This is a genomic window from Sphingobacterium thalpophilum (genome assembly GCF_038396785.1).
In the GTDB taxonomy this organism is placed as follows: domain Bacteria; phylum Bacteroidota; class Bacteroidia; order Sphingobacteriales; family Sphingobacteriaceae; genus Sphingobacterium; species Sphingobacterium thalpophilum_A.
Window position 1 is genome coordinate 4,387,548 of the sequence record NZ_CP151087.1, and the last position, 12,850, is coordinate 4,400,397.

Below are 12,850 nucleotides of genomic sequence, written 5' to 3' on the forward strand. Positions count from 1 at the left end.
GTGCGCGATGAATCTAGGCAAAAACATCAATAGTTTATTAAAACGTTATGCGGAAGTATACGTGCCCGGAATAGGTGTGTTCAAACGAATTCATTCTCCGGCTCAGTTCGATAAACAGAATAATGTATTTTTGCCCCCGATTTCCTACGTCGAACTGGACTATTCTGCTCAACAAGGATTTAATATTGTTCATTATATCCAACAACAGGAAAATTTAGGCCTCAATCAGGCACAGCAGATTTTATCGGAAGCTGTTGATAACCTAAGAGCTGATTTAGGTCAGTTTGGACAGGCTAAACTTGATGATCTTGGCTTATTAATTAGTTATGGCGCAAGTTTAGTCTTCAAACCCCTGGATCTATCGGGATTCGACTTCCAGCCGGTCACAAATCTTGTTGCACCAGAGATTGAAACAGTCGTTTCTTCTTTGGAAGAAACCAAAGAAGAAGAATTTACGACCTTAGCGGTTGAAGAAGACCCTGTTGTGGAAGAAGATCCTGTGGTGGAAGCTAATGATAAGGTGGAGCTTGTGGTAGAGTCTATGCCGGATACGGTGGATCAAGATGAAACGATCGAGGTTGAAGAGGTCAAAGAAGAAACTGAAACAGCACAGGAACCGGTCGTGGTAACGGATCCAGCAGCGGATGAGCTTTCGCAGGAGACAGCACCAACAAACGATCGTACCGGTCTTGAAGCTGAAGAGTCGTCGTTAGCGCAAAAGGAAACTGAAGAGTTTGAACCTGTGGATACAACTGTGATAACTGATAGCAATCATTCGGTTACTCCAGAGGAAGAAATCGCTGAAAAAAAAGAAATCGGTGCTATTGCGTCGGCTAACGCTAATTCAACATACGCGCCAAATATCTATGAGGAAGAGCCGCGTAATTCAAATGCGATCTGGTATTGGATGACTGGAATTATTGTGCTGGCAATGGTTGCTGTTGCGGTCGTTTACACCAATCCTGCGTTGAAGAATTCGTTATTTGGGCCGACCAAACCTGTTGTAAAAGCGGCAGATACGCTTGTTCAAAAACAGCCGATCATGCCTGCTGATACCTTGTCCAATACAATGCAAGCAGATAGTTTAAAGCAAGTCGATTCATTGGCTAAAACTGGTGTGAAAGATTCTGTTAAAAAGACAACAACTGTACCTGCGACCAATGCGGCAGCAAAATCTCCGGTTTTGGAAGCAAATCCTGTGATCAAAGAGTCTATTCCTGTTGCACAACCCAGATATCAATTGGTAATAGGTTCTGCAAAGACAATGGCACAAGCAGAGCAGGAAGCCAAGCGTCTTCGGGAAATGGGCTATAAAACAGCACGAGCTGTAGAGGGAAAGTTCAAAAGAAATAGAAAGAAAATCATCTTAAACACCTACATGACAAAATCGGAGGCAGACCTCGCTAAGAAATCTGTAGAGAAAAAGATTGAAGGTGCTTGGGTAGAAACATTATAGAAACTATATAAAACTATTAATAATTATGTCATTAGTACAAGATACAGCACGGGCTGCTGTGGATTCGTTTAATCAAGCTGCACAACAACCATTACCTGCTGCTGCGCCTACAGAAAACATGAGTTTGATCGATATGATGATCAAAGGGGGATGGATCATGGTTCCAATCCTATTGTTGTTCTTTATTGGATTGGTTATCTTTTTTGAGCGTTATTTGACTATCCGTCGTGCCGCAAAATATGATAACAGCTTAATGTCGCAAGTAAAGGCAAATGTTTTGTCCGGAAATTTGGATTCGGCATTAGCTGTAGTTCGTTCAAGTAACTCCGCTTTGGGACGTATGTTGCAAAAAGGCTTATTGCGTGTCGGCAGACCGATCAAAGATATTGAAGGAGCGATCGAAAACGTGGGTAAATTGGAAGTTGCCAAGTTAGAAAAGAATATCAATATTTTGGGTATTATTGCTGGTATTGCCCCGATGCTTGGTTTCGTAGGTACGATCTTTGGAGTAATTAAGATTTTCCACGACGTCGAATTAGCTGGTGGTATTGATATCGCTTCTGTATCTGGTGGTCTATATGTAAAAATGGTGTCTTCTGCATCAGGTCTTGCGGTGGGTATCTTAGCTTATTTGGGCTACCATATCCTCAATATGATGGTGGAGCGATTGATTTTACGTATGGAAACGGATGCAGTAGAATTTATTGATTTATTGGATGAACCCGGAAGATAATGAACTTACGAAGTAGAAAAAATAAACCATCTGCGGAAGTACATACTTCAGCGCTGAATGACATCATGTTTTTCCTGATGTTGTTCTTCCTGTTGGCTTCTGCAGTTTCTAATCCGCAAGTGGTGAAGCTATTGTTACCAAAGTCAAGTGCGGGAGAACAATCTGTTGCTAAAAAGACCGTTACGGTATCGATTACAAAAGATTTGGGCTATTTTATTGACAAAACTCCAGTTCCCATTGAAGGATTGGAAGCTGCAATTCAATCGCAAATGGCTGCGGGTGAGGAAGTGACCATTATGCTCTATGTCGATAATACGGTTCCCATTCAAAATGTTATTTCTGTAATGGATGTCGCTAATCGATTGAAGATTAAAGTGGTATTGGCAACAGAGCCAAAAAAAGATAAATAGGAGCAATTAAACTTTTTTTAAGTTTATTGGTCAGCTATTAATATAGGAGATTAATGCGATGAGATATCACCTTCAACATGAAGAAAATAATTTCCCCAAAGCATTGGGGATATCGACTTTGGTCATGGCATCGTTGCTCTTGATTGGATTTTTTGTTGTTTTTAAATCTCAGGCACCTGATGAATATGGAATGGGGGGAATGATCGTCAATTACGGTACTTCACCTGAGGGAATGGGAGATGACTATATGAGTGTTGAGGAACCATCGGTGGACCCCAACGCCAATAATGAACGCCCTGACCGTATTGATCCTGTTGAAACACCTACCCCAACTCCAACGCAGCAAGTTGCGGAGAAAGCGGTTGTCACACAGGATTTAGAAGATGCCCCTGCGGTAACAAAAACGGAAAAGAAGGTCGTTTCAAAAGCACCGGAAACAACCAAAGCTGTAAAAGAAGTGGCACCACAGGCCAATGCCAAAGCGCTTTTTAAAGGCAATAAAAATAACGGCACTGGGGCTGGTGATGGTACAGGGACAACTCCTGGAAATCAGGGTTCCAAACTGGGTGATCCTTTAGCAAGTAACTACGGCGAAGGGGGATCTGGAAATGGTAACATGATGTTGTCTATTGAAAACCGAAGTTTTACACAACGACCAAGTATCGACGATAATGGACAGCAAGCAGGAAAGGTTGCTGTGGAGTTTAGAGTGAACAAGCAAGGGGTTATCACTTATGCGCGTGCTGGTGTAAAAGGAACGACGATTACCGATCCATCCTTGTTGGAGAAATGTGAGCGTGCTGTACGTGGCGCTCGGCTAAACCAATTGCCAAATGCTCCCGACTCCCAAACAGGACGGATTGTATTCAATTTTAGATTAAGATAAAAATCATTCACATGAATGCTTATAATGAGGCAATCGAGTATCTGTATACTCGATTGCCTATGTTTACAAGGGATGGCGCCTCTGCCTTCAAAAAAGACCTTGACAATACCATCAAACTTTGCGCTGCTTTGGACAACCCACAGCGAAAATTCAAAACATTACATATTGCCGGTACAAACGGAAAGGGATCGACCTCCCACATGTTGGCCGCTATTTTGGCCGAGGCAGGATATAAGACAGGTCTCTATACTTCACCACATTTACTGGATTTCAGAGAACGTATTCGTGTCAATGGTCAGTTATGTGAGAAAGAATTTGTTGTTGATTTTGTCAATACCCATCGCGAGCTTATAGAAGAAGTCAGTCCATCGTTTTTCGAAATTACTGTAGCCATGGCTTTTGATTATTTCGAGAAGAATAAGGTTGATATCGCTGTCATTGAAGTCGGCCTTGGCGGGCGTTTGGACAGCACCAATATTATTCAGCCTTTGCTGTCGGTAATTACCAATATCGGTTTTGATCACATGAATCTTCTTGGTAATACACTGGTGGAAATTGCTGCTGAGAAGGCCGGAATTATCAAAAGAAATACACCTGTCGTTATTTCGGAATATGCTGAAGAGACAGCAGCTGTGTTTTTGGATAAAGCAGCGATCGAGCATGCACCGATCCAATTCGCTTCCGATAAGTATGCCACGAAAATGCTGGGCGTGGACCAAGATTATTTGACGGTACAAGCGAGGGATACTGCAAGTCATTCAGCAGACTTTCAACTGGATTTAAAAGGCTCTTATCAGGTCAAGAATCTCGCCGGCGTCCTGTTAGCTGTGGATGAGTTACGTCAACAGGGCTTTGAGATCAGTGATCAACATGTGCATCAAGCGCTAAAAAATGTGCAGGCAACCACAGGAATTCAAGGCCGATGGCAACAATTGTCTAAGGATCCATTTATCATCTGTGATACGGGGCACAATGAGGACGGAATTCATGAAGTGCTCAAAAATCTGGCTACAACCGCTTATGATAAATTGCACTTTGTGATAGGGGCCATGCGCGATAAGGATTTATCACATATGTTGCCTTATCTACCCAAGGATGCAACCTACTATTTCTCTGCTCCGGATATTCCGCGTGCAATGCCATCCGAGGAGCTGCGGAAAGAAGCTATGGAATTTGGTCTAACGGGACTTGATTATGCATCGGTAGGAGCTGCGTTTGATGCAGCAAAAGAAGCGTATCAACAAGGGAACCTTATTTTTGTTGGCGGAAGCAATTTTGTTGTTGCGGAAGTGCTTGCTCGTTTGACGCAGGAATAAGAATATCACCTTTCCTCGCAAATAAATCTGCGGGAGGAATTCATAGAAACCGATCACAAAAAGGGAGCTGCGTGAAGTGCAGCTCCCTTTTTTGTGATTTTGTGCCGTTGGTCATTAGTCATTGATCGTCAATTCACCACGGATATCCTTTTCAATCCAATAAGCGACTTCTTTTTGATCTTCTAACTCGCCTTGAAGATACATTAATTTGGTTACTGCCGCTTCGAATGTAAGGTCGTAGCCATTGAGCACGCCGATGGATTTAAGTCCTTGTGAAGTCTCATAGCGACCTAATTCAACAGAGCCTACTTTACATTGCGAAATGTTGAGGATATTTTTACCTTGTTCAATTGCTTCTTTCAATAGATCCAGAAACCAAGTGTCGGTGGTGGTATTGCCTGACCCAAATGTTTCCATCACAATGGAACGGACATCGGAGTCTAAGACGGCTTTGATCGTTTGTGCAGAAATTCCGGGGAATAATTTCAATACCGCAACGCGATTGTCCAGTTTGGTATGTAGGATAAATTCTTTATCAATATTATTTAATAAAGCATCTGTATTATATTTGAGGTGAATACCTGCTTCAACCAATACGGGATAGTTTGGTGATCTAAAGGCCTCAAATTTGGCCGAATTATATTTAAATGAGCGATTGCCACGGAATAATTTATTGTCGAAAAGAATGCATACCTCTTGTATGATAGATACGCCATCTTGTTTTGCTGAAGCAATTTCAAGGGCTGTCATCATATTTTCCCGCGCATCCGTTCGGATCTCTCCGATAGGCAGCTGAGAGCCAGATAAAATGACCGGTTTTTGGAGTCCCTCCAACATAAAGCTCAATACTGAGGCTGTAAAAGCCATTGTATCGGAACCATGCAGAATAACAAAACCGTCGTAATCTGCATAGTTATCCTTAATAATTTGTGCCATTTCAATCCATATCTCGGGCTTCATGTTGGATGAATCGATAATGGGTTCGAAAGAGTGCACGGTCAGCTTATAGTCTAAGCGACTTAAATCAGGGAGATTACGTTTGATCAATTCAAAGTCGAAAGGAACGAATGTTCCTGTTTCATCTTTAACCATTCCAATGGTCCCACCTGTGTAGATAATAAAGATATTATGCATTGAGTTTTGAAATTATATACCAAATATACGTTTTGAATTTTCTGTTGTGATTTCGGCTACCTTCTCGACGGAGATCTGGTGAAGGTCAGCTACTTTTTGTGCGACGTAAACCAAATAGCTACTTTCATTTTCTTTACCGCGAAAGGGGACAGGAGCCAAATAAGGTGCATCTGTTTCCAGAACAATATGTTTTAAATCGATTTCTTTGACCACCTGATCTAAGCCCGCTTTTTTAAAGGTAACGACTCCGCCAATACCAAGCGCGAAACCTAAATCGATAGCCTGTTGGGCCTGCTCCAGGGAGCCGGTAAAGCAGTGCAGAACGCCAAATAATTTGTCGTCGTGAAGTTCTTCCAATAATTCGAACAGTTCAGTGAAGGCTTCCCGGCAGTGGATATCGATCGGTAAATTTAATTCCTTAGCCCATTGAACCTGCGTTCGAAAGGCGTCTTTTTGAATTTCAAGCGTGCTTTTATCCCAATAAAGATCCAGCCCGATCTCACCTATGGCATGGACTTTGTGTGTTTCCAAGCTCTTTCGGATGGTTTCTAACTCTTCCACATAGTTTTCCTTTACATCGCATGGATGTAATCCAAGCATGGGAAAACAATGTTCTGGATAAGCTGCTACGGTATCAAATACAGGTTTTATGGAAGCGCTATTCACATTCGGCAAAAAAAGACGTTGGATGCCATTATCAAAGCAACGTTGTAGATGTTCTTGCAGTTTTTCGGTTCCTGCATGGTAATAAATGTGTGTATGTGTATCTGTAAGCAACATAGTTTTCTGCGTGGAAGCAGCGGGTTAGGGTAAAAACTTGTTTTTATTATTATCGAATAAAGTGGTAGACTTAATTACCAAAATTTCAATTCGCTCTCCAAAGATAACTTATTAATTAGCAAAAATGAAAATTAATACAGGATTCCTTCTACAGAAACGAATTCTTTTTTGTATCTTGGAAAAGCTAACAGGTGGAGTTCAGTCCTTCATGCCATGAATGCATAAGTGACGATTGTTATTGGCTGTTGAAAAGATACGTTTAATTAAAAAGAGTCAGAAGTCAAACATACCGTCCGATTTACTGTTAAACAGATAAAAGAGGCGGTTGTTGTCCTATTTTTATAAGAACAAATGAATCATATGATGAATAAGAGGTTATGCCTGGGTTTCTTGACTTTGGCGTCGGTTATGTTTTTAAACAAACTACATGCGCAATCATTGATTGACCCTTCGGTAAAAGATATTATTCAAAAAGCCTTTCAGACAAATAAAGAATTGAAATTGAAGGCTTACGAAGTCGATAAAGCACGTCTGGAAGCCGACGGGGTAAAAGCAAACCGGCTACCACATGTCTCCGCACTCGGATTATACGGTTATGTACATAGCAATGGGAGTATTGATATTCCTACGGTTAATATCCCTTTATTGAACCTCGGCTTGTTTGAAGGCGCAACAGGATTTAGTATGCATGGTCAAGCGGCCTATGCGGGTGTGTCTGTAAAGCAGATTATTTTCTCGGGATTACAGATTCCGAATGGAATAAAAGCATTGCAGGAGAAAGCTGCGGCTCAACAATATTTAGAATCGGCCGGTCGAGAAACACTTTCAAAGGATATTATTGCTTCTTTTGATCAGCTGATGTTGTTGGATGAGGTGGATAAATTGATTGTCGATTCTGAGAAGCGATTAAAGAAAGAACAGGAAAAGGTCAACAAAGCGATTCAAAACGGCCTAGCAATACCGTATGATAGAGATAAATTGAAATTGGCCTTGCTGGAGCTGGAAGAGAAAAAGGTAGAGGTTTCTGGCAATCGGAATTTGTTGTGTCAAAAGATCGAACAAGAAACAGGGGTATCTTTTCAGGAGGTTGGCGGAATTCATTATGGACTTAAACCTATATTTTTGTCGGATCTTCCACGTGATGTTGAACAAAGATCCGAATTGAAAGCACTGGATGCTTCCTCAAAAGCGTATGAGTACCTGTATAAAAAAGAAAAGGGGGGAGCTCTTCCTGCTGTCTTTGCCTTTGGATCCGCAAACTATCTAAATGTATTCAACTCCAAACTCACGGTGAAAGATCAACCGCTATTTGGGACAGTCAACTTACCGCTTAATTCCATCAAGGGGAGCCCCAATTTAATGGTCGGCGTAGGGGTTAAATGGGATCTCTATACGGGCGGAGAACATCATAATAAGATAAAGCAAGTTAAACTCGATCAGCATATCAATACGACCAAGCGAGAAGATGCGCAAGAAAAATTAAATTTATTACTCAGCAAAAATACCGTTACCTATACGACAGGCAATCAAAAGTTGAAAGTGGGGGAACAGCAATTGAAAGTTGCCGAAAATAACCTTTCCATGGCTGTTAAACAGTACCAAGCGGGCTTAATAGATGTTACTGAGTTATTGGCTGCTGAAAACGATTGGTACAAAGTTAATTTGGGTTATTTTAACAATGTTCTGCAGCAACGTACCGCTGCGGTTGAATTACTACATACATCAGGAAAATTATTACAAACTATACATGAGTAACATGAAGAATTTATATGGGATATTATCTCTGTCTATTTTTGTTTCTTGTACAAATCAAGTGAAAGAGAAGCCTATTGAAGGCAAGGTGGAGCGAGAGCAAGTGACGGTTGTGACAAAGGTTCCGGGGAAAATTGCGAAGCTTCTGGTTGAAGAGGGTGACTTTGTGCATTCGGGTGATACCTTGGCTATTTTGAGTATTCCCGAGGTAGATGCGAAAGAAGAGCAGGCAAAGGGAGCGCTGCAGTCTGCTGACGCTCAATATAATATGGCAGTCAAAGGTGCTACGAAAGGGCAATTGGTACAATTGCAAGCAAAGGTAGATGGACTTAAGGAACAATATGAATTTGCGAAAAAATCAATAGGTAGGCTGGATGCCCTTTTGCAGGACAGCCTGATTCCGCAGCAAAAGTACGACGAGACCTACGCTAAATTTCAGGGGGCTAAAAATCAATATCTTGCAGCACAGGCTGAACTAGCTGAAGCAAAAGGAGGGGCTAGACAAGAACAGCAGATTATGGCCTTGGGGCAAAAAGAACGTGCGCTGGGAGCGGTATCTGAAGTCAATGTTGCTGCCCAGGAGAAATATGTCATTGCTCCACAGGACATGAGTGTGGAAACGATTAATCTGAAAGTCGGTGAATTGGCGATGGCAGGCTATCCGATTATCAATGGTTTCCTCGATCGATCGACCTATTTTAGATTCACATTGCCCGAAAATAAAATGGGAAAATTTCAAAAAGGAGAGGCTGTGGAGGTAGAAATTCCTTATTTGAATCACAAAAAGGTTAAAGCAAAGGTGATCAGTATCAAAGCCTTAAATTCGTACGCAAGCATTGCCTCAGCTTATCCTGATTTCGATCCGCAACAGGCTGTGTTTGAATTGAAAATTGTTCCTGAAGATGTTGCCGGTAGCAAAGATTTGTTAACAAAAACGCTTGTGGTTCTCCATGCGAATTAAAGAGCTTGACTGTGAAAAAATTTTTAGAATTGATCCAACGGGAGTTTAAGCTCTTCTTCAATAATAAAGTGCTATTGATGCTTTTTCTAGGTGCACCTGTATTGTATGGTGTCTTGGTGGGGCATGTTTATAAACAAGGTAAGGTAACTCAGATGCCGGTCATTGTGGTTGATGAGGATAATAGCCCCTTAAGCAGTTCATTTATTGATATGCTTTCAGATAATGAGAGTATTGAAGTTGCCCGTGTATTACCGTCCTTATTTGATTCAAAAGATATTGCTATGCAATATGAGGCAACTACGATTGTACATATTCCCAAGGGTTTTGCATCCGGAGTACAACAGGGGCGTTTGCCCGAAATGACTGTTTTTGTAGACGGTGCCAATACATTGACCTCCAATACCGCCATGATGGCTGTCAATGTGTGTGCCTCGACGTTGAAAGCGGGCATACAGATTCAGGCGCAAATGAAACGTGGTGTTCCGGCAAAGATCGCTGCACAGCAGTACGAACCCTTTAAGACAACTTTTGTTAAGCAGAATATTCGAAGTGGAAATTACCTGTATTTTATGCTACCGGGAGTGCTAATTACTGTGCTGCAGCAGGTATTGCTCTTAGGCTTGGCTTTATCTTTTTCCTCAGAATTTGAAGGCAATACATTTCCGGAGCTGGTACGTAAAATCGGTAATCCCATCGGACTTATTCTTGTTAAGATATTACCTTATGTTTTGATGTCTGTCGGTATTCTGGTTTTATATTGGGGTTTTGGCCAATATTACCGTATGCCTTTACAAGCCGAATTTGGTCGCTTTGTACTCTGTACTTTCGTCTTTTTGCTTGCCGTGTGTTTTATAGGTGTACTCGTCAGTATTCTACTGCCTTCGCAGTTGAAATCGACGGAAGTCCTAATGGTAATTGCGACGCCAGCATTTATCTTGAGTGGCTTTACCTGGCCTTCTAGTCTAATGCCAGGCTGGGTGCAAGCAATTGCAAATGTAATCCCATCGACCCATTATCTACGAATTTTTAGGCTAATGTTTATTCAGCATGCTGAAAATTACCATACCGATAAGGCGTTGATCGCATTGACCATCATTATGATCATCAGTTTTATATTGGCGGTAATAATACTATGGCTGAAAATACGTAAGATCAAAAAAGAAGATAAGAAGATGAGCATATAGTGAATAAAAAAACGAACAACAAAAAAGCGGTTTCATCTCGATGAAACCGCTTTTTTGTTAACTGAAATTTACAGTCGAATTATTTTTTTGCTGCAGGAGCTTTTGTTGCAGGAGCGGTTGCCGCTGGAGCTGTAGTTCCAGTAGGCGCTACCATGCCTGGAGTTGTTGCTGTAGGAGCAGGAACTTTTCCAGGTTTGATATCCAATACTTCTACTTCAAATACTAAAGGAGCATATGGAGGGATAACACCTGAAGGGCGATCGCCATAAGCCAAAGATGAAGGAATGACTAAAGTTGCTTTTGTACCTTTGTTAAACAATTGGAATGCTTCAGTCCATCCAGGGATCACACCATCAACACCTAATTGGAATTTTAATGCTTCATAAGGACGTTGAGGGTTGAAAATTTTCTCTTTTTTAGCTACATCTGGAAGGTTTGTGTCAAATACTTTTCCTGTAGTTAATGATCCTACATAGTTCACGTGAATGGAATCACCTACTTTCGCATTTGTACCTGTTCCAGGTTTAGTAATTACATATTGAAGACCTGAAGCTGTTTTCGTTGTTTTCAAGCTTTTATCCTTGATGTATTTTTCAAGTTTAGCTGGTTCAGCTGCCTTGTGTTTGTTCAATTCTTCTTCAAAATATTTCTGAACTTGTTCACCCAATTGTTGGTCTGTTAACTTTCCTTTTTTGAAGTGTTTTTTGACTTTGATCGAATAAACAATGAATTTATCTGCAAACTCTGGTTTTGGTTGATGTGTTTTAGCAGCCATAGAATCCAAATTGATTTTGAATACCAAGCTATCGCCTTCACCTACGTATTTGAATAAACCTGTAGGGTCACCTGGATTTTTTGCGATGATACTATCTGGATATAATTGAACGATTTGAGGGACTCCCATGTCATACGTACTTTGCATTGTAGAATCTCTGTCCGTTTTCACAACCATGTCAAGTGCTAATAAATCGCCTGATACTGCTTTTTCTTTTGCATTATCATCCACGATTTTATACTCAAGACCACCTTCAGCCTTTTTGAATTTTTGGCATGACGTCATCAAAAGACCGGCAGCCGCGAAAAATAGAATTGCTTTCTTCATTTTCTAATGTATGTTACGATATCTTATTTTGTTAATATTTCTTTATAATTTGGTAAAACCGATTTGAATTTTGCAATCACTGCTTCAAGGCTTTCTTTCGAATTACCTCCTGAAGCGTTAAGATGCCCACCTCCATTGAAATACAATTTACAGATCTCATTGCAAGGAACTTCTCCAATCGAACGCAAAGATAGTTTAATTTGTTCATTTCTGTCAATAATTAAAGCAGCCAATCGAATTCCTTTGATAGAAAGGGCATAATTGACTAATCCTTCGGTATCACCGGTGATCACTTCAAACTGCGTGAGATCCGCTTTGGTTACATGGATAATGGCGGTGTTATATTCATGGATAACCTCTAGACGATTCAATAGACAGAACCCTAAGAATTTCAGGCGGCTTTCTGACGAGCTATTGTAAATCTCTTCGTGAATAGCCCAGTTTTGTGCACCGCAATCAATGAGTGATGCAATGATGCGATGAATTTCAGCAGTGGTAGAACGGAAGCGGAAAGAGCCCGTATCGGTCATAATACCGGTATATAGGCATGTCGCCATGTCAGCACTGATATGGTCTGGATCTTGCATCTCATGGACTAAGAAGCGATAGATCAATTGTGCCGTCGCTGCAGCAGATGGATCCCAAAATGCGTAGTCTTCAAATCCTTCCGGATCTAAATGGTGATCAATCATGCATTTGATTCCTTTCGCTTGACGAATAGGTTCACCCATTTCGTGAATCCGGGCAAGGCCATTAAAATCTAAGCAGAAAATGAATTCAGCTGCGTCAATCTGTTGATTGTGCAGGTCAATATCCTGCGTATAAATTTGTACATTTTCTAAGCCAGGCAACCAATCCAAAAAGGCTGGAAAGTCTGACGGTACAATGAGATTTACGTGGTGTCCTTTCGCGGTCAACCAAAAATATAATCCTAAAGATGAACCCAATGCGTCCCCATCTGGTTTGTAGTGCGTTGTAATTACAATACGTTTTGGTTCAGCTAATAATTCTTTTAATTCTTCCGATTTCAGCATAGTCATATTAAGTCTGCAAACCTACTATAAAAAAATTAGATTAGACAAATTTTTTATAAAGATCTTTTAGCATCTTATAGCGTTTGGTGTTGATTTTAAAAA

12 protein-coding genes are annotated in these 12,850 nt (G+C 41.0%); 8 read left to right on the forward strand and 4 right to left on the reverse strand.

Annotation, left to right across the window (positions count from 1 at the left end; genetic code table 11):
* The first annotated feature begins 7 nt into the window (after positions 1-7).
* From AACH28_RS19305 to AACH28_RS19325, 5 genes are read left to right on the forward strand one after another with little or no spacing between them, the layout of a single operon-like run.
* The gene (locus tag AACH28_RS19305) at positions 8-1,456 is read left to right on the forward strand and encodes an SPOR domain-containing protein (protein ID WP_286851290.1); all 1,449 of its coding nucleotides are present in this window, start codon (positions 8-10) and stop codon (positions 1,454-1,456) included.
* 25 nt (positions 1,457-1,481) lie between these two features.
* On the forward strand, positions 1,482-2,189 hold the full coding sequence (locus AACH28_RS19310; RefSeq protein ID WP_046672749.1) for a MotA/TolQ/ExbB proton channel family protein: 708 nt from the start codon (positions 1,482-1,484) through the stop codon (positions 2,187-2,189).
* Positions 2,189-2,599 carry a biopolymer transporter ExbD gene (locus AACH28_RS19315; protein ID WP_046672748.1) on the forward strand — a complete coding sequence of 137 codons (411 nt, stop codon included), beginning with the start codon at positions 2,189-2,191 and terminating at the stop codon, positions 2,597-2,599. Before AACH28_RS19310 ends, AACH28_RS19315 begins: the two co-directional genes overlap by 1 nt.
* 58 nt (positions 2,600-2,657) lie before the next feature.
* A complete protein-coding gene (locus AACH28_RS19320) occupies positions 2,658-3,485 on the forward strand; it encodes an energy transducer TonB (RefSeq protein WP_070561236.1) in 828 nt (275 codons plus the stop codon).
* A gap of 11 nt (positions 3,486-3,496) precedes the next feature.
* Positions 3,497-4,801 (forward strand): folylpolyglutamate synthase/dihydrofolate synthase family protein, encoded by a 1,305-nt coding sequence (locus tag AACH28_RS19325; RefSeq protein ID WP_070561235.1) that lies wholly within the window; start codon positions 3,497-3,499, stop codon positions 4,799-4,801.
* A 114-nt stretch (positions 4,802-4,915) separates the two neighbouring features.
* Here the strand turns inward: AACH28_RS19325 and AACH28_RS19330 are convergent, their stop codons facing one another.
* Positions 4,916-5,935: an asparaginase gene (locus AACH28_RS19330; protein ID WP_070561234.1), complete on the reverse strand. Its 1,020-nt coding sequence runs from the start codon at positions 5,933-5,935 to the stop codon at positions 4,916-4,918.
* 12 nt (positions 5,936-5,947) lie between these two features.
* Positions 5,948-6,715, reverse strand: coding sequence for a TatD family hydrolase (locus AACH28_RS19335; RefSeq protein ID WP_070561233.1), 768 nt, complete (start codon positions 6,713-6,715; stop codon positions 5,948-5,950).
* Between the two features lie 360 nt (positions 6,716-7,075).
* Here AACH28_RS19335 and AACH28_RS19340 point away from each other — a divergent pair, with 360 nt between their 5' ends.
* From AACH28_RS19340 to AACH28_RS19350, 3 genes are read left to right on the forward strand one after another with little or no spacing between them, the layout of a single operon-like run.
* Positions 7,076-8,470 (forward strand): TolC family protein, encoded by a 1,395-nt coding sequence (locus AACH28_RS19340; RefSeq protein WP_341831261.1) that lies wholly within the window; start codon positions 7,076-7,078, stop codon positions 8,468-8,470.
* 1 nt (position 8,471) lies between these two features.
* Positions 8,472-9,428, forward strand: a complete 957-nt coding sequence (locus AACH28_RS19345) for a biotin/lipoyl-binding protein (RefSeq protein WP_341831262.1) — start codon at positions 8,472-8,474, stop codon at positions 9,426-9,428.
* An 11-nt stretch (positions 9,429-9,439) separates the two neighbouring features.
* Positions 9,440-10,612 carry an ABC transporter permease gene (locus AACH28_RS19350; protein ID WP_070561230.1) on the forward strand — a complete coding sequence of 391 codons (1,173 nt, stop codon included), beginning with the start codon at positions 9,440-9,442 and terminating at the stop codon, positions 10,610-10,612.
* Positions 10,613-10,691: 79 nt separating this feature from the next.
* On the opposite strand, the gene AACH28_RS19355 is transcribed toward AACH28_RS19350, so the two are convergent.
* Both AACH28_RS19355 and AACH28_RS19360 read right to left on the reverse strand, forming a co-directional pair.
* A complete protein-coding gene (locus tag AACH28_RS19355) occupies positions 10,692-11,714 on the reverse strand; it encodes an FKBP-type peptidyl-prolyl cis-trans isomerase (RefSeq protein ID WP_070561229.1) in 1,023 nt (340 codons plus the stop codon).
* A 23-nt stretch (positions 11,715-11,737) separates the two neighbouring features.
* Entirely contained in the window at positions 11,738-12,748 is a 1,011-nt protein-coding gene (locus tag AACH28_RS19360) for a bifunctional oligoribonuclease/PAP phosphatase NrnA (RefSeq protein WP_070561228.1), read from the reverse strand.
* Positions 12,749-12,850: the final 102 nt, after the last annotated feature.